This window comes from Blastococcus haudaquaticus (genome assembly GCF_900230285.1).
Taxonomy (GTDB): domain Bacteria; phylum Actinomycetota; class Actinomycetes; order Mycobacteriales; family Geodermatophilaceae; genus Blastococcus_B; species Blastococcus_B haudaquaticus.
Genome location: NZ_OCNK01000002.1, coordinates 514,663 through 530,709, shown reverse-complemented (window position 1 = coordinate 530,709; position 16,047 = coordinate 514,663). Strand labels below are relative to the sequence as shown.

At 74.9% G+C, this 16,047-nt stretch carries 16 protein-coding genes; 7 read left to right on the top strand and 9 right to left on the bottom strand.

Going from position 1 to position 16,047, the window contains the following annotated elements; translation table 11 throughout:
- Nucleotides 1–2 precede the first annotated feature (2 nt).
- Genes pcaB through CRP30_RS09145 form a run of 4 tightly spaced genes read left to right on the top strand, consistent with a single transcriptional unit; the run spans nt 3 to nt 3,381 of the window.
- A complete protein-coding gene (gene pcaB, locus CRP30_RS09160) occupies nt 3–1,325 on the top strand; it encodes a 3-carboxy-cis,cis-muconate cycloisomerase (RefSeq protein WP_235003284.1) in 1,323 nt (440 codons plus the stop codon).
- Entirely contained in the window at nt 1,322–2,104 is a 783-nt protein-coding gene (gene pcaD, locus CRP30_RS09155; RefSeq protein WP_097183618.1) for a 3-oxoadipate enol-lactonase, read from the top strand. Before pcaB ends, pcaD begins: the two co-directional genes overlap by 4 nt.
- Nucleotides 2,101–2,502: a 4-carboxymuconolactone decarboxylase gene (gene pcaC / locus CRP30_RS09150; RefSeq protein ID WP_097183617.1), complete on the top strand. Its 402-nt coding sequence runs from the start codon at nt 2,101–2,103 to the stop codon at nt 2,500–2,502. The genes pcaD and pcaC overlap by 4 nt, the downstream gene beginning before the upstream one ends.
- A gap of 42 nt (nt 2,503–2,544) precedes the next feature.
- A complete protein-coding gene (locus CRP30_RS09145) occupies nt 2,545–3,381 on the top strand; it encodes an alpha/beta fold hydrolase (protein WP_097183616.1) in 837 nt (278 codons plus the stop codon).
- 24 nt (nt 3,382–3,405) lie between these two features.
- Here CRP30_RS09145 and CRP30_RS09140 read toward each other — a convergent pair whose 3' ends face one another.
- Nucleotides 3,406–3,951, bottom strand: coding sequence for a TetR/AcrR family transcriptional regulator (locus CRP30_RS09140; protein WP_159961643.1), 546 nt, complete (start codon nt 3,949–3,951; stop codon nt 3,406–3,408).
- A gap of 97 nt (nt 3,952–4,048) precedes the next feature.
- Between CRP30_RS09140 and CRP30_RS09135 the strand changes: the two genes are divergently transcribed.
- Nucleotides 4,049–5,560, top strand: a complete 1,512-nt coding sequence (locus CRP30_RS09135; RefSeq protein WP_099459152.1) for an MFS transporter — start codon at nt 4,049–4,051, stop codon at nt 5,558–5,560.
- Nucleotides 5,561–5,578: 18 nt separating this feature from the next.
- Here CRP30_RS09135 and CRP30_RS09130 read toward each other — a convergent pair whose 3' ends face one another.
- Nucleotides 5,579–6,790, bottom strand: coding sequence for a cytochrome P450 (locus CRP30_RS09130; RefSeq protein ID WP_097183615.1), 1,212 nt, complete (start codon nt 6,788–6,790; stop codon nt 5,579–5,581).
- A 44-nt stretch (nt 6,791–6,834) separates the two neighbouring features.
- On the bottom strand, nt 6,835–7,812 hold the full coding sequence (locus tag CRP30_RS09125) for a PDR/VanB family oxidoreductase (RefSeq protein WP_097183614.1): 978 nt from the start codon (nt 7,810–7,812) through the stop codon (nt 6,835–6,837).
- 77 nt (nt 7,813–7,889) lie between these two features.
- Here CRP30_RS09125 and CRP30_RS09120 point away from each other — a divergent pair, with 77 nt between their 5' ends.
- Both CRP30_RS09120 and CRP30_RS09115 read left to right on the top strand, forming a co-directional pair.
- Nucleotides 7,890–8,633, top strand: coding sequence for an IclR family transcriptional regulator (locus CRP30_RS09120; RefSeq protein WP_097183613.1), 744 nt, complete (start codon nt 7,890–7,892; stop codon nt 8,631–8,633).
- A 26-nt stretch (nt 8,634–8,659) separates the two neighbouring features.
- The gene (locus tag CRP30_RS09115; RefSeq protein ID WP_097183612.1) at nt 8,660–9,256 is read left to right on the top strand and encodes a 5-formyltetrahydrofolate cyclo-ligase; all 597 of its coding nucleotides are present in this window, start codon (nt 8,660–8,662) and stop codon (nt 9,254–9,256) included.
- 27 nt (nt 9,257–9,283) lie between these two features.
- Here the strand turns inward: CRP30_RS09115 and CRP30_RS09110 are convergent, their stop codons facing one another.
- From CRP30_RS09110 to folD, 6 genes are all read right to left on the bottom strand, one after another.
- On the bottom strand, nt 9,284–10,150 hold the full coding sequence (locus CRP30_RS09110; protein WP_097183611.1) for an alpha/beta fold hydrolase: 867 nt from the start codon (nt 10,148–10,150) through the stop codon (nt 9,284–9,286).
- A gap of 86 nt (nt 10,151–10,236) precedes the next feature.
- The gene (locus CRP30_RS09105; protein ID WP_097183610.1) at nt 10,237–11,730 is read right to left on the bottom strand and encodes an aldehyde dehydrogenase family protein; all 1,494 of its coding nucleotides are present in this window, start codon (nt 11,728–11,730) and stop codon (nt 10,237–10,239) included.
- A gap of 69 nt (nt 11,731–11,799) precedes the next feature.
- The gene (gene folP, locus CRP30_RS09100) at nt 11,800–12,687 is read right to left on the bottom strand and encodes a dihydropteroate synthase (protein WP_097183609.1); all 888 of its coding nucleotides are present in this window, start codon (nt 12,685–12,687) and stop codon (nt 11,800–11,802) included.
- The gene (locus CRP30_RS09095; RefSeq protein ID WP_235003283.1) at nt 12,684–13,313 is read right to left on the bottom strand and encodes a cyclodeaminase/cyclohydrolase family protein; all 630 of its coding nucleotides are present in this window, start codon (nt 13,311–13,313) and stop codon (nt 12,684–12,686) included. Before CRP30_RS09095 ends, folP begins: the two co-directional genes overlap by 4 nt.
- Nucleotides 13,310–15,154 carry an aminodeoxychorismate synthase component I gene (gene pabB, locus CRP30_RS09090; protein WP_235003282.1) on the bottom strand — a complete coding sequence of 615 codons (1,845 nt, stop codon included), beginning with the start codon at nt 15,152–15,154 and terminating at the stop codon, nt 13,310–13,312. Before pabB ends, CRP30_RS09095 begins: the two co-directional genes overlap by 4 nt.
- Nucleotides 15,151–16,023 carry a bifunctional methylenetetrahydrofolate dehydrogenase/methenyltetrahydrofolate cyclohydrolase FolD gene (gene folD, locus CRP30_RS09085; RefSeq protein ID WP_097183608.1) on the bottom strand — a complete coding sequence of 291 codons (873 nt, stop codon included), beginning with the start codon at nt 16,021–16,023 and terminating at the stop codon, nt 15,151–15,153. Before folD ends, pabB begins: the two co-directional genes overlap by 4 nt.
- Nucleotides 16,024–16,047: the final 24 nt, after the last annotated feature.

Sequence of the window (16,047 nt, the reverse complement as noted above, 5' to 3'; positions counted from 1 at the left end):
ACGTGAGCGGCCTGTTCGACGGCACCTTCGCGCGCGGCGGAGCGGCCGCGGCCGTCTCCGACCCGGCCTGGCTCGACGCGCTCCTCGACGTCGAAGCGGCCCTGGCCCGCGCGGCTGCGCGCACCGGCCTCGTCGCGACGACGGCGGCCGACGCGGTGAGCCGTGCCTGCGCGGAACCGGCCGGGCTGGATCTCGCCACGGTGGTCGCCCGCGCCGCGGACGCCGGCAACCCGGTGCCGCCGCTGGTGCGCGTGCTCCAGGACGCGGTGGGACCGGACGCGGCCCGCGCGGTGCACGTCGGGGCGACCAGCCAGGACGTCCTGGACACCGCCCTGGTGCTGGTGGCCCGCCGGGCCCTCGCGGCGATCGACCGCGACCTCGTGGTGGCCGCCGAGGCCGCCGCGGGCCTGGCCCGCGAGCACCGCGACGACGTCGTCATGGGCCGGACGCTGATGCAGCAGGCGCTGCCCACCACCTTCGGCCTCAAGGCGGCCGGCTGGCTGGCCGGCCTTGCGGGGGCACGGGCGCGGCTGCTCGCCGTCGACGCGTCCCTGCCGGTGCAGTACGGCGGCGCCGTCGGCACGCTCGTCGCCAGCGACGGGTCCGGCGTGGACCTGCGCACCGCGCTGGCCGCCGAGCTGGGCCTGACCGCCACCCCGGTCGCCTGGCACACCGTGCGCCTCCCGATCGCCGACCTCGCCGGCGCGCTCGGTGCCGCGGCGGGCGTGCTGGCCACCGTCGCGGTCGACGTCGTCCTCATGGCCCAGACCGAGGTGGGTGAGGTGAGCGAGGGCGGCAGCCGGGGCGGCTCGTCGGCCATGCCGCACAAGCACAACCCGGTCGCGGCCATCTCGGCACGGGCCTGCGCCCGGCGCGCGCCCGGTCTCGTGGCCACCCTCTTCGCCGCCATGGAGCAGGAGCACGAGCGCTCGGCCGGTGCCTGGCACAGCGAGTGGCCCACGACGAGCGACCTGCTCGCCACCGTGGGGTCGGCCGCCGCGTGGCTCGCCGAGTGCCTGACCGACCTGCGCCCCGACGTCGCCCGGATGGCGGCGAACGCGGAGGCGGCGCGGGACCCCGAACTGGCCGGCGCGCTGGCCGACGCGCTCACGCCGTCGCTGGGCCGGAGTGCCGCCCACGACGCCGCCGCCGAGGCCGTGCACGAGGCCCGGCGGTCCGGCACCCCGCTGGCCGAGGTGGTGGCGGCGCGGTTCGACGTCGACGCCACCGCGCTCCTGGCCTCCGGGCCCGACGTCGGCGAGGCTTCGGCACAGGTCGAGGCCGTGCTGTCCGAGTACGACCGCAACACCGGGAGGACAGCATGACCGCCGTCGACGTCTCGTACACCGAGGACGGCCCGGCCGACGCGCCGGCCGTCGTCCTGTCCAACTCCCTCGGCGCCACCCGCGCCATGTGGGACGCCCAGGTGCCGGCGCTGGCCGAGCGCTTCCGGGTCATCACCTACGACACCCGCGGACACGGTGAATCGCCGGTGCCGGACGGGCCCTACGCCCTGGACGACCTGGTGGACGACGTCGTCGCCCTGCTGGACCGCCTCGGGATCGAGCGGGCCCACGTCGCGGGACTCTCGCTGGGCGGGATGACGGGGATGCGGCTGGCGGCACGGGAACCGGCGCGGGTCGACCGGCTGGTGCTGCTGTGCACGTCGGCGCTGCTCGGGCCGCGGCAGAACTGGCTGGACCGCGCGCGGACCGCCCGCACCGAGGGCATGGCGGCGCTGGCCCCGGTCGTCGTCGGCCGCTGGTTCACGCCCGAGTTCGCGGCGGCCGAGCCCGCCACCGTCGCGAGGATGCAGGCGATGATCGCGAGCCAGCCCGGCGAGGGGTACGCCGGCTGCTGCGAGGCGATCGCGGACATGGACGTCCGGGCCGACCTGCCGGCGATCACGGCGCCCACCCTCGTGATCAGCGGCTGGCAGGACCCGGCGACCCCACCGGAGCACCAGCAGGCGATCGTGGACGCCGTCCCGGGGGCCGAGCTGCTCACCGTGAGCCCCGGCGCCCACCTGGCCAACGTCGAGCAGCCGCTGCAGGTCACCGGCGCGCTGCTCGGCCACTTCGACGCAGCAGGGGGAACGGCATGAGCGAGCCGACCACGGACGACGAACGACGGGAAGCCGGCATGCGCACCCGGCGCGAGGTGCTCGGGGACGCGCACGTCGACCGGGCGGTGGCCGCCACGACGCCGTTGACCGCCGGCTTCCAGGACTTCATCACCCGCACGGCGTGGGGCGATCTCTGGCAGCGCCCCGGGCTGGCCCGGCGCGACCGCAGCCTGATGACGCTGTCGATCACGATCGCGCTGCGCCACTGGGAGGAGTTCGCCCTGCACGTGCGGGCGGCGAAGAACAACGGGCTGACCGACGAGGAGATCGCCGAGGTCATCCAGCACGCCGCGGTCTACGCCGGCGTCCCGGCCGCGAACCACGCCTTCAAGGTCGCCGGTCCGATCCTCGAGGAGCTGCGCGGCACCTCCGCCTGAGACTCCTTGTCGACGAGTTCCCGTGTCGACAGGCTGACGGGCATGACCGATGTCCGCAGCACGCTGCACGAACCACGTCGCGGCGCCTTCCCCAACGGCATGGAGTACCTGACGTGGGGCGACGGGCCCCGCACGCTGCTGTCGGTCCTCGGCGGTCCCGGGAGCTTCGTGCCCACCGGGACCATGGCGCGGATGCTCGTCCGCCAGGCCCGTCCCTACGTCGCCGCGGGCTACACCGTCTGGATCGTGACCCGGCGGCGGGACATGCCCGACGGGCACGGCATCGCGGACATGGCCGGGGACTACGCCCAGGTCGTCGCCGAGCAGTTCGGCGGCCGGGTGGACCTCGTCGTCGGTGAGTCCTACGGCGGCATGGTCGCGCAGTACCTGGCCGCCCTCCACCCCGAGCGGCTGGGTCACCTCGCCCTGGTCGTCTCCGGCTGCGAGGTGAGCGCCTGGGGCAAGGACGTGGACGCCCGACTGGGCGCCGCGCTCGCGCGGGGGGACGTCGGTGCCTCCGGGACCGCGTTCGCCGAGTACCTCCTGCCGGGCGACCGCCTGCGTCTGCCCCGCCGGCTGCTGGGTCCGCTGATCGGCCGGGTCCTGTTCGCCGACGAGGTGTGTCCGCCGGGTGACGTGCTGGTCGAGGTGGAGGCGGAGCTCGCCTTCGACTCCCGGGCCGTGCTCCCTGCCGTCCGGGTGCCCGTGCTGATGGTCTCCGGGAGTCGCGACCGGTTCTTCCCGCCGGACGTGGTCGAGGAGACCGCCGCCCTGATCCCGGACTGCACGGTGGTCCGGTACCGGGGGAAGGGGCACCTCGGCACCGGTACGGACAAGCGGGTCGCCGCAGACGTCCTGGCGTTCGTCGACCGCCCCTGAGGCCGGTCGCTGCGGGGCGACCGCTCAGCCGACGAGCGGGCCCGTCCCGGTCGCGAGAGCGAGGAGGAGGGACCGGGTCCCGGCGAGCTCCTCCGGGCCGAGCGGCCCCTCGAACAGCGGGGCGATCGAGGCGCCGTCGCAGGCCCGGAGGACGACGAGGATCCGCTGCGGGTCCACGCCGTCCTCGGCCAGGGTCCGGTTCCAGCGGCGGTACCGCTCCTGCGCGCGGCGGGCCGGTTCGGGGAAGGCGCTGAGGGTCGCCATCAGCGTCGTCTGCTCGACGGCGTCCTGCGTCTTCTCCAGGTCGTCGAAGGTCGCCCGCACGTAGGCCCGGAGGCGGCGCCCCGGCGCCGTGTCGGCCGGGTCGATCCGGTCCTCGACGGCCCGCGCGAACTGGTCGAAGAGGTCGTCGGCGAGGGCGGCCATGAGCTCGTCCTTGCTGCGGTAGTGGTGCATCAGCCCGCCCTTGGAGACGCCGGCCTCGCGGGCGACGGCGTCGAGGCTGACGCCCGCGCCGTGCACGACGACCGCCCGGGCGGCGGCATCGAGCAGGGCACGCCGAGTGCGCACGGCGTCCCGCACCTGACCCGTCACCGCTTCCTCCCGTGTCTCGGACCACAGCGTAGGTCGGTGGCTAACAAACCGTCTGGTCGGTACGCTCCGTCGAGTGACGCACGTCCTCGAGCCCGTTCCCGCGCCGTCCCGCCTCGCCGGGCGGCGGGAGTGGGCGGCGCTGGCCGTCCTCATCCTCGCGGTGGTGCTGCTGTCGGTGGACAGCACCGTCCTCGGGCTCGCCGTCCCCGCGCTGACCGCGGCACTCCAGCCGAGCGCCGGCGAGCTGCTCTGGATCGCCGACGTCTACTCGTTCGCCCTGGCCGGGCTCCTCGTGCTGATGGGTGGCCTCGCCGACCGCTTCGGCCGCAAGCGGGTGCTGCTGATCGGCACCGCCGCCTTCGGTGCGGCGTCGGCACTGGCTGCCTTCGCGACGGACCCCATGACCCTGGTCGTCGCCCGTGCGGCGCAGGGCGCGGCCGGCGCGACGCTCATGCCCTCGACCCTCTCCCTGATCCGGAACCTGTTCCCCGACGCGCGGCAGCGCACGAGGGCGATCGCGCTCTGGAGCGCGGGGGCGTCGGGCGGCGCGGTGCTCGGCCCGCTGGTCGGCGGGGTGCTCCTGGAGCACTTCTGGTGGGGATCGGTGTTCCTGATCAACGTCCCGATCACGGCCGTGCTCCTGGTCGCGGGCTGGTTTCTCCTGCCGGAGTCCCGGAACCCACGGCCCGGACGGCTGGACGCGATCGGTGCGGCGCAGTCGATCGCCGCGATCCTGGCGGTCGTCTACGCCGTGAAGGAGGTCGTCGGCCACGGGCCCACGGCGGCGGCCGCCACGGCCGCACTCGTCGGCGTGGTGACGGCCGTGCTGTTCGTCCGCCGCCAGCGGCGCGTCCCGGAGCCGCTCGTCGACATCGGGCTGTTCGCCAACCGCGCGTTCTCCGGCGCCCTGGCCAGCCAGCTCATCGCCCTGATCGCCCTGACCGGCCTGCTGTTCTTCTTCTCGCAGTACCTCCAGCTCGTCCGCGGGCACTCCCCGCTGGAGGCGGGGCTGCGCGAGCTGCCCCTGATGCTGGCGGCGCTGGCCGTCGTGGTCCTGGTCGGGCCGCTCGTGGTCCGGCTGGGCCTGGGACGCGCCATCGGTCTGGGTCTGGGAGTCGCCGGCCTGGGTCTGCTCGCGCTCGCCGGTGCGGAGTCGCTCTCGGGCTACGCCTGGCTGGCCGGAGCGCTGGTCGTCATCGGGCTCGGCTTCGGGGTGGCCTTCACCCTGAGCACCGACGCGGCGGTGAGCGCCGTCGAGCCGCACCGGGCGGGCACCGCGTCCGCCCTGTCCGAGACCTCCTACGAGCTCGGTGCCGCTCTCGGCGTCGCCCTGCTCGGCAGCCTGCAGACGGTGCTCTACCGCGCGGACCTGCCGGAGCACCTGGGCGGGGGAGCGGTCCGGGAGTCGCTCGCGCGCGCCTCGGAGGCGCTGGGCGACGGAGCCGCCCTCGACCTCGCGCGCGAGTCGTTCACCTGGGCCATGCAGGTCACCGCGGTGGCCGCCGCGGTGATGCTCGCCCTCGCCGCGGCCACGGCGTGGCGGGTGATCCCGTCGACCAGGGCCCGCCCGTCCTCCCACGGGTGACCGCGGTGGACGGGGCGCTCAGTCGAGCGTGACCCGCACCGGGATGCTCTCCCAGGCCCGCAGCGTGTTGTTGTGATGGCGCACCGTCGGCCCGTCGAGCTCGATCGTCGCGACCCGGCGGGCCAGCGCGGTCACCAGGGTCGCGGCCTCGAGGCGCGCGACGTGCTGGCCCACGCACTGGTGGATGCCCATGCCGAAACCGACGTGCCCCGACGGGTCGCGGGACAGGTCGAAGACGTCCGGGTTCTCCCAGCGCCGCGGGTCGCGGTTGGCGGCGGCCAGGAACATCAGGATCTTGTGCCCCTCCGGGATGACCACGTCGCCGACGCGGACGTCGGTCGTCGCCGTCCGGAAGAAGGTCTGCACCGGCGACTCCCAGCGCACCGCCTCGTCGAAGGCGACCCGGGCCAGCGCCGGGTCCCGCCTCAGCCGCTGCCATTGCTCGGGGTTGGTCGCGAAGGCGTAGAGGACGGCGGAGATGCCGTGGACCGTCGTGTCGACGCCGGCCGTGAGCAGCGACCGGACGGCGAGCGGGGCCTGCTCCGGCGTGATGTCGCCGCGGTCGGACGCCGCCCAGATGTCGGCGCCGAACCCGGTCGGGGCCAGCACGTCCCGCTGGCACTGGGCGTTCACCCAGGCGGAGAGCTCCGCCACCCGCGGCGCGCCCTTCTCCACCAGGTCGTTGGCCGGGCCGAAGGCGTTGAAGGCGTGGTCGCCGTAGGGCAGCAGGTTCTCCCGGCCCGACTGGGGGATGCCGACGGCGTCGGGGAAGACCCGCAGCGGGAACGTGGCGGCCAGGGAGGCGACCGCATCGAAGGCCGTCCCGCGGCTGAGCACCTCGTCCACGAGGGCGTCGGCGTCGGCCGCCCAGCTGTCGTGCAGCCGGCGCAGCGCGCGCGGCCCCAGCACCTTCTGGAGCACCCGGCGGGGAGCGTCGTGCTTCGGCGGGTCCGCCTCCAGCACGATGCTCGGCGGCCGCCACGGCTTCTCGTAGCGGAAGTTCGACAGGCCCACACCGGCCGCCGACTGGAAACCCTGCCAGTCGACCAGGGCCGCGTACACCTCGTCGTAGCGGGCGAGGGCGTGGACGTCGTAGCGGGTCAGGTGGACGACCGGACCGGCTTCCCGCAGCTCGGTGTGCATCGGGAGGGGGTCCTCCAGCACCTCGTGGCTGAACGGGTCGACGTCGCTGGTCGGCACGGTGCGAGCGGGCGGGGCGGTGGTGGTCACGGGATCCTCCAGGATGCCGGGAGTCGGGACTCGACAGTCGAGCGTCAGAGGTCGAGGACGAGACGCTCGTCGCGGGACCGCGAGACGCAGATGTACATGCAGTCGTTGACGTCGCGCTCGTCGTCGTCGAGCAGGGCGTCGCGGTGGTCGGGGCGGCCGGCGAGCACGGTGGTCTCGCAGGTGCCGCAGACGCCGCGGCGGCAGGAGGACAGCACCTCCACACCGACCTGGTTCAGCGCATCCAGCACGGTCATCTCCGGGGTCACGGTCACGGTGGTTCCGGACCGGGCCAGCTCGACCTCGAACGGCGCCGTCCGTGCGGGGGCGCCGGCCTCCTCGGCGACGAACCGCTCGGTGCGCAGGGAGTACGGCGGCCAGGTAGCGCAGGTCCGCTCCATGGCCGCCAGGAGGGGGCCCGGCCCGCAGGAGTAGATCCGCACGCCCTCCCGCGGCTGCCCGAGGAACCCGGCCAGGTCCAGCAGTCCGTGCTCGTCCTGGGGGCGGACGACGACGCGGTCGCCGTACCGCTCGAGCTCGCCGAGGAAGGCCATCGAGCCGCGGGAGCGTCCGCCGTAGAGCAGCCGCCAGTCGGCGCCGAGCATCTCGGCCTGGCGCACCATCGGCAGGATCGGCGTGATGCCGATGCCGCCGGCGACGAACAGGTACTGGTCCGACGGCACGAGCGCGAAGTTGTTCCGCGGGCCGCCCACGCCGACGAGGTCGCCGACCCGCAGCGAGTCGTGCACGTAGCGGGACCCGCCACGGCTCGCCGGCTCCATCAGCACGCCCACGCGGTAGTGGGAGGGGTCCCAGCGGTCGCCGCACAGCGAGTACTGCCGCGTCAGCCCGTTGGGCAGGACGAGGTCGATGTGCGAACCGGGTGTCCAGTCCCGCAGCCGCCCGCCGGACGGCGCGGCCAGCTCCAGGGTGAGCACGCCGTCCGCCTGCGCCTCCTTCGCGGTGACGCGCAGCATGGCGACGTCGGCGCCCGCAGGGGCGGGTGCGGGGGAGATGACGGTCATGGGGACACGGTGACCCGTCGGGGTGTGACCTGGGAAACACCCTCTCAATGGATGGGAGGGTCCGGCACACTGGGAGCATGCCACGCACCGCGACGGGCGAGTCGTCCCTGGCGCGGGCCGTGCGCATCCTGGAGTCCTTCACGCTGGACGAGCCGGAGCTGACCGTCAGCGAGGTCGCGCGACGGGCCGGCCTGCCCCTGGCCACCGCGTCGCGGATCGTCGGCCAGCTCGTCGAGTACGGCCTGCTCGGCCGCGGTCCCGGTCGCGAGGTCCGCGTCGGTTTCCGGATGTGGGAGCTGGCCTCGCGCGCCGCACCCACCCGCTCGCTGCGCAATGCCGCCATGCCCTACCTCGAGGACCTGCACGCCGTCGTGGGCCACCACGCCCAGCTGGCGGTCCTGCAGGGCGACGAGGTCGTCTTCCTCGAACGGCTCTCGGCGCGGGACGCGGTCGTCAACTACTCGGAGATCGCCGGCCGGCTCCCGCCGCACATCTCCTCGTCCGGCGTCGTGCTCATGGCCTACGGCCCCGCCGAGCTGCAGGAGCGCGTGCTCGCCCGGCCGCTGGAGAGCTGGACGGCGGAGACCATCACGACGCCGGACCGGCTCCGCGCCACCCTCGACCAGGTGCGTCGCCGCGGATACGCGCTCCTGGCGGGGCACGTGCACCGGGACGCGACGGGGATCGCCGTCCCGGTGCGGAACGGGCTGGGGGAGGTGGTGGCGGCGCTCTCGGTGATCGTCCCGAACGACGCCCGGGCGGTGTCCGCGGTGCCGGCCCTGCTCGCCGCCGCCCGGGGGATCGGGCGTTCCCTGCGCTGAGCGGGTTCCCTCCTTACGCTGCCGGGGTGACCGATCCCCAGGACCCGGTGGTCGCCAAGGACGAGCTGCGGGAGGCTCTGCTGTTCCGGCGGCGGGCGCGCTCGACGGCGGACCGCGCGGCGGCCGCCGACGCGGTGACCGCGGCTCTGCTCGAGGGACTGAGGGGCGTCGGCACCCTGGCCGCCTTCGTCCCGGACCCGACCGAGCCCGGCGCCGGCCGGCTGCCCCACGGCTACACCGAGCTGGGGGCCCGCGTCCTGCTCCCGGTCATCCCGTCGGAGGGCCGGGTCCTGGACTGGGCGGTCCACACCGGCGAGCTCGAGCACGGCCGGTTCGGCCTGTACCAGCCCGCCGGCCCTCGTCTCGGTCCGACCGCCCTCGCGGAGGCGGACGCCGTCGTCGTCCCCGCGCTCGCGGTGGACCGGTTCGGCATCCGGCTCGGCCGCGGCGGCGGCTACTACGACCGCGCGCTCGTCCACGCGCGCCCGGACGCCGTCCTCGTCACGGTGGTCTTCGACGACGAGCGGATCGACGAGCTCCCGAGCGAGGTCCACGACCGTCCGGTCCGGGCGGTCGTGACGCCGTCCGGCGGCTGGGAGGACCTCGCCATCCACCGGAGGTGAGGTCAGCGCCCTCCACCGGAGGTGAGGTCAGCCCCCGCCCGCGGCGGTCCGGATCGCCGCCGCGAACGCGTCGGGCGCCTCGAGGGGGACGAAGTGCCCGGACCCCGGCACCGGTGTCACGGTCAGGTCCGCGAAGAACTCGTCGAGGCGATCGGACCACGCAGCCGGGAACAGCGGGTCGTGCGCCGGCCAGAGGACGTGCGTGGGGACGGCGAGCCGGTCCTCCCGGGCCGGCGCCTGCTCGGCCAGCCCGCGGGCGAGGATGCCCGGACCCTGCCGGTACCAGCCGATCGAGGCCGTGAACGCCCCCGGCCGTGCGTAGCTCTCCGCGAGCCGGTCGAGGTCCTCCCCGGCCGGGGTGAACGCGGGTCCCGACCAGTGCGTCCAGAAGTGCTCCAGGTACGCGCGCACGGCGTCGCGGTCGCCGTCCAGCAACCGTCCGGCCAGCTCCAGGCGGTGGAAGTGCTGGTACCAGAACTCGCGGTGGACGTCCGGGCCCAGCAGCCGCTGCCCGGCGCCGGGCAGGGGCGGGGTGACCACCAGCGCCCGCACGCGGTCCGGGAACCGGCCGGCGATCAGCTGCGCGATGCGGCTGCCGATGTCGTAGCCGGCCAGCACGACCGGTCCCAGGCCGAGCTCGTCGAGCAGCCCGATCACGCTGCGGGCCTGGGCATCGCCGGTGTACCCCTCGTCGGGGGCGACCGGGTGCTTGTCGGAGTCCCCGAACCCCCGCAGGTCGGGCACGACGACCTCGGCGGCCTCGGCCAGGAGGGGCGCGACCAGGCGGAAGTCGGCGCGGGCCCCCGGCCAGCCGTGCAGGAGCACCACGGGGGGTCCGTCGCCGGTGCGGTCGTAGGCGAGTGAGAAGCCGTCGACGGGTGAGCTACGGGGCATGGCGTGGACCCATCTGGACGGAGGGGTGGGGTGCGCGCCGTCGGGGCCGGGGGGGGGCAGCGCCCCACCGGCCCCGACGGTCCGCCTCAGTGCCCGGCGGCGAGCGTGGCCGCGTCGAGGTGGGCGATCGAGCGGGTGTCCTGGAACGCGCGGATGCCCTCGATGCCCTGCTCGCGCCCCATGCCCGACTGCTTCATCCCGCCGAAGGGGGCACGCAGGTCCAGCCGCGTCGCGCCGTGGTCGTTGACCCAGACGTACCCGCAGGCCAGCTGAGCACCGAGCCGGGTGGCGGCGTCGGCGTCGGCGGTCCAGACGGAGCCGCAGAGTCCGCCCCACGTGTCGTTCGCCTGGCGCACCGCCTCGGCGTCGTCGTCGTAGGGGAGCACCGGGATCACCGGACCGAACTGCTCCTGGGTGACCACCCGCAGCGACGGGTCGGGGTCGACGACGAGAGCCGGACGCAGGAAGTTGCCCTCGGCGAACTCACCCTGGGGCAGCTCGCCGAACTCCAGCACGGTCGCACCGGCGTCCTTCGCCTCCTCGATGATCTCCGAGACGAACGCCTTCTGGGCGCTCTGGTGGAGGGGGCCCATCGTGGTGCCCTCGGCCAGACCGTGGCCCAGCACGACCTTCTCCAGCCGCGCGGACAACCCGGACACCAGCTCGTCCATGCGCGACCGGTGCACGTACAGGCGCTTGGCCGCCATGCAGATCTGTCCGGTGGTGTCGAAGATCCCGGCGAACAGGCGGTCGAGGTGCTCGTCGTCGAGGATCGCGTCCTCGCGGATGATCGCCGCGTCGTTGCCACCCAGCTCGAGGGTCACCCGGGTGAGGTTGCGGGAGGCCATCTCCATCATCCGCTTGCCGCCGTTGACGCTGCCGGTGAAGCAGACCTTCGCCACGTCGGGATTGTCGATGAGCCCGGCCATCTCGCTGTCCCGGCCGGTCACGATGTTCAGCACGCCCGGGGGCAGCTTCTCCGCGACCCGCTGCACCAGGCGGGTGGTCGCCAGCGGGGTGGAGGGCGGCGGCTTGACGATCGCCGTGTTGCCGGCCAGCAGGGCGTGCGGGAGCGCCGCACCGAGGATGGCGATCGGCCAGTTGAACGGCACGATGACCGTCACGACGCCGAGCGGCTGGTACGCGACGGTGGTCTCGACGGGGATCCCCGGGGCGGGCGGCAGGACCTTCGACCGGTCCACCTCGTCGGCGAGCGACAGGGCGAGCTGCCACCGGATCTCGAAGACCAGCGCGTCGATCCACGCCTCCATGCGGATCTTGCCGTTCTCCAGCGAGAGCACGCGCGCGTCCTCGTCGCGGTCCTCGGCGATGCCCTCGATGGCGGCCGCCATCTGGGCCGCGCGCTCGGTCGCCGACAGCGCCGACCACGCCGGGAACGCGGCCTTCGCCGCTGCGACGGCGTCCGCCACGTCCTCGGTCGTCGCGGCCGCCGCGTGGCCGACCACGGCACCCGGGCGGGCCGGGTCGGCGACCTCGAGCGTGTCCGCGGTGGACCGTGCCTCTCCGCCGATGTAGAGCCCCGTCGTCACCGGAGCCGTCGTGCTCAGCGTGCTCGTCATGCGGATCCCACCTCTCTGTGTGTCCGTCCATCGGTCTGTCGTGCGGCTGGCGCGATCGGCGCCAGGGTCTCAGGTGCCGGTCAGGCTCGGGGTCCTCGTCGCGCGCTCCGCACCTGCCCGTGCGGCGGCGTCGACGGCGGCCACCACCCGGATCGCATCGGCGGTGCCCGGCACGTCGTGGACGCGCACGCCCCATGCGCCCGCGCGTGCGGCGAGCACCGACGTGGCGAGCGTGGCGTGGTCGCGCTGGTCCGGTCGGCGGGTCCGGCCGTCCGGCGTCGCGAGGACGGTGCCGAGGAAGCGCTTGCGGGACGCGCCGACGAGGACGGGGAAGCCGAGGTCGACGATGCGGTCCAGGCCGGCGAGCAGGGCCAGATCGTGTTCCGGCCGCTTCGCGAAGCCCAGACCGGGATCGACGACGATGCGCTCGGCCGCGACGCCGGCGGCCAGCGCGGCGTCGACCCGCCGGCACAGTTCGCGCCGCACGTCGGCGACCACGTCGTCGTACCCCGCCTCGGCGTACATGTCGCGGCTGTCGCCCCGCCGGTGCATGAGCACCCACGGCACACCGGCATCGGCGACGGTCGGGGCCATGCCGGGGTCGGCGAGTCCGCCGCTGACGTCGTTGACCAGCACGGCGCCGGCCTCGAGCGCAGCCGCGGCCACGGTCGCCCGGGTCGTGTCGATGCTCACCGGGATCCCGTGCCGCGCGAGCTCCGCGACCACCGGCAGGACGCGGCGGCACTCCTCCGCGGGGCGCACGCGGTGCGCGCCGGGTCGCGTCGACTCGCCGCCGACGTCGACGAGGTCGGCGCCGGCGGCCGCCAGGTGGAGCCCGTGCGCGACCGCGGCCTCGAGGGTGTCGTGCCGGCCACCGTCGGAGAACGAGTCCGGCGTGACGTTGAGGATCCCCATCACGACGCAGCGACCGGGGCGGGGGAGCGGCGCGCCGATCATCCGCGCATCCGCTGCCGCACCTCGGTCTCGACCTCGTCCGCCCGGCGGGCCAGGTCCTCGACCGCGGCGACGGTCGAGACCAGGTCCGTCCGGGCCGCTTCGTCCTGGATGCCGGCCAGGTTCGCCTCCACGGCCAGCCGGGCGGTCGTGGCCGCGGCGCGGGCGGCGGCCGTCGCTGCCGCGACGTCACTGACCAGGTTGGGGTTGGCGACCGGCAGCACGCGTTCGGCCAGACCCACCAGCTCCGTGGCCGACCGGAGGACGGCGAGCGGTGGCCGGGTGGCCGCCAGCTGGACCTCGGAGAGGCGGCGACGCCGCTCCTCCTCCTCGTCCGTCGTGTCGCGCGGCAGCTTCATGGCCTCGGCGACGGCGGTGAACGCCGCCTGGTCGTCGGCGGCGGCCTGGAGGCACACGTCGCGCTGCGCGTCCGCCGCCGCCACGATCTCCCGGACCAGGTCCGCGTGCTCCTCGTCGGTGCTGAACCGTCCGACCATCGCGATGAGCGAGGCGGCCAGGGCGGCCTCGACGGCGGCCGTGGCACCGGCCCCCGGAGCGGCCATGCGTGCGGCCAGCTGCCCCAGGAACTCACCGATCGACTGGTCGTCCAGGTCCTCGCGATCGCTCACGAGCCGCCTCCCGACACGCTCGGAACGGCGACCCGGGGACTCTCGGAGGCATCCGGCCGCCCGGTGAGCAGCCGCGCGGAGCGCCACCCCCGCAGCGAGTTGAGCACCGCGAGCTGCTCCGCCCGGTGCAGGTCGGCGACGGACAGCACCCGCTCCCGCAGGCGACCCGCCTCGAGGAGGCGGCCGCGTTCCACTCCGGGCAGGCAGCCGGTGGAGGTGGGCGGCGTCCACCACCGTCCGTCGAGGCGCACGGCCAGGTTCGCGGTGGTCGTCTCGGTCAGCTCGCCGTGCTGGTTGACCATGATGACGTCGTCGGTCTCCGGATGCCGCAGTGCCCGGCTCAGGTAGACGTCGCGGCGGGTGCTCTTGTGCTGCAGCCACGGGTTCGCGGCGTCCACCGGGTCGTCGTCCAGCGCGAGACGCACCGGCCGTGGGCTGACCGGTGGCATGGCCTCCACCTCTACCTCGACGTCCCCGCTCCGGGACAGCAGCAACCGGGTCCGCGTGGGCTCCGTGCGACCGGCGAGCGCGTCGTCGAGGGACTGCCGCGCTGCGGCGGGGTCGAGACGGAAGCCCGCCCAGTCGGCGGAGTCGGCCATGCGGGCGAGGTGGCGGTCGAGGTTGCGCAGCCCCTCCCCGGGGACGAAGGCGAACGTCTCCAGGAGCTGGTGCGCGCTGACGTCGTGGGCCAGGACCGCCGCCTTGGCGTGCAGCTCGGCCCGCTCCCGCGACGCCTCAGAGCCCCAGGTGATGCCACCCCCCGCCCCGTACACGGCCGAGCCGGTCGCGCGGTCGACGACGGCGGTCCGGATGGCGACGCTGAACCGGGCCCGGACCGGCGCGGAGGGCGGGGCGACCAGTCCGACGGCGCCGCAGTAGACCCCACGGGGCGTCGGCTCGAGTTCGTCGATCAGCTGCATGGTGCGGCGCTTGGGGGCGCCGGTGACCGAACCGCACGGAAACAGCGCGCGGAACAGGTCGAGGAGCCGGGTGCCGGGGACGGTCCGAGCGCTCACCTGCGAGGTGAGCTGCCAGACGGTCGGGTAGCGCTCGAGGGCGAAGAGCTCGTCCACCGCCACGCTGCCGACCTGGGCGACCCGGCCGAGGTCGTTGCGGAGCAGGTCGACGATCATGAGGTTCTCGGCCTGCTCCTTGCCGCTGGACCGCAGCAGGCGGCTCTGCTCCCGGTCCTCCGCGGTCGTGCGGCCGCGGGGGGCGGTGCCCTTCATCGGCCGGGTCCGGACGACGTCCCCGGCCCACTCGAAGAACAGCTCGGGGCTGGCGCTCGCCACGACGTGCCGGCCGAGGTCGAGGTAGGCGTTGTAGGCGCCGTGCTGGGCCAGCGCCAGGCGGGCGTAGAGACGCTCGGGGTCGCCTGCGGCGGCGGAGCGCAGCCGGTCGGTGAGGTTGCACTGGTAGGTCTCGCCGGCCGCGATGTGCTCGCGGACGGTCGCGACCGCCCGGGCGTGCTCGTCGTCGGTCCAGTCGGGGCGCCATCGGCCGGGGGGCTGGCCGTCGTCGGCCGGGGGCCTCAGCGGCTCCACCCGTGCCGGCTCGTCGCAGAGCCCGAACCAGACCAGGGGCGGCTCGCCGGGCGACGCGGGGCCGCCGGCCAGCTGCGGGTCCAGGCCCGAGGCGGCCTCGTACGCGACGTACCCGAACGCCCAGCTGCCGGCTTCCGTGGCGTCGTGGACCTGCTGCAGGACACCGGCGACCTCGTCCGGCCGCGTCGCGGTGAGGATCTCGGAGGGCGGCGGGCAGAGCAGCGCCTCACCTGCGGCGAGGTCGTCGAACCGCGCCCACGGTCGGGCCATCAGGTCCCCGTCGTCCGGCCCCGTCATCCGGCCTCGTTCTCAGGCATGCCCTGCTGGGCCCGCGCCGCGGTGAGGGTGTTGGCCAGCAGCATCGCGATCGTCATCGGGCCGACCCCGCCCGGCACCGGGGTGATCGCGCCCGCCACCTCGGCGACCTCGTCGAACTCGACGTCCCCGCGCAGTCCGTTCTCCCCGCGGTGGATGCCGACGTCGATGACCGTCGCCCCGGGCTTGACCGCGTCCGCGCCGACGATGCCGGGGATCCCGGCCGCGACGACCAGCACGTCGGCGCGCCGGCACACCTCCGCGAGGTCCCGCGTGCGCGAGTGGCAGATGGTCACCGTCGCATTCTGGGCCAGCAGCAACTGCGCCATCGGCTTGCCGACGAGCACGGAGCGGCCGACGACCACCGCCTCCGCGCCCGACAGCGGGACGTCGTACTCCTCGAGCAGCGTCATGACGCCGGCCGGCGTGCACGGCCTGAGCCCCGGCCGGCCCTGGGCGAGGAGCCCGGCGTTCGACGTGGTCAGACCGTCGACGTCCTTGTCCGGCGGGATGCGGGCGATCAGCGCGTCGGAGTCCAGGTGCTCCGGGGTGGGCAGCTGCAGCAGGATGCCCGACACCGCCGGGTCGGCGGCGAGCTCGTCGACGAGCGCGGCCGCCGTCGCCTGGTCGACGTCGCCGGGCAGGTGGCGGTGGAGGTCCTGCATCCCCGCCTGCACGGACAGGCGCCGCTTGTTCCGGACGTACACCTCCGACGCCGGGTCGTCGCCGATGAGCACGGTCGCCAGCCCGGGCGCGACCCCGCCCCCCGCGACGAGCTCCTCCACGCCACGGCCGACGTCCTCGCGCACCTTCCGCGCGACGGCCGTGCCGTCGATCAACCGTGCGGTCACCGGATGCTCCTCGGGAGACGGCGT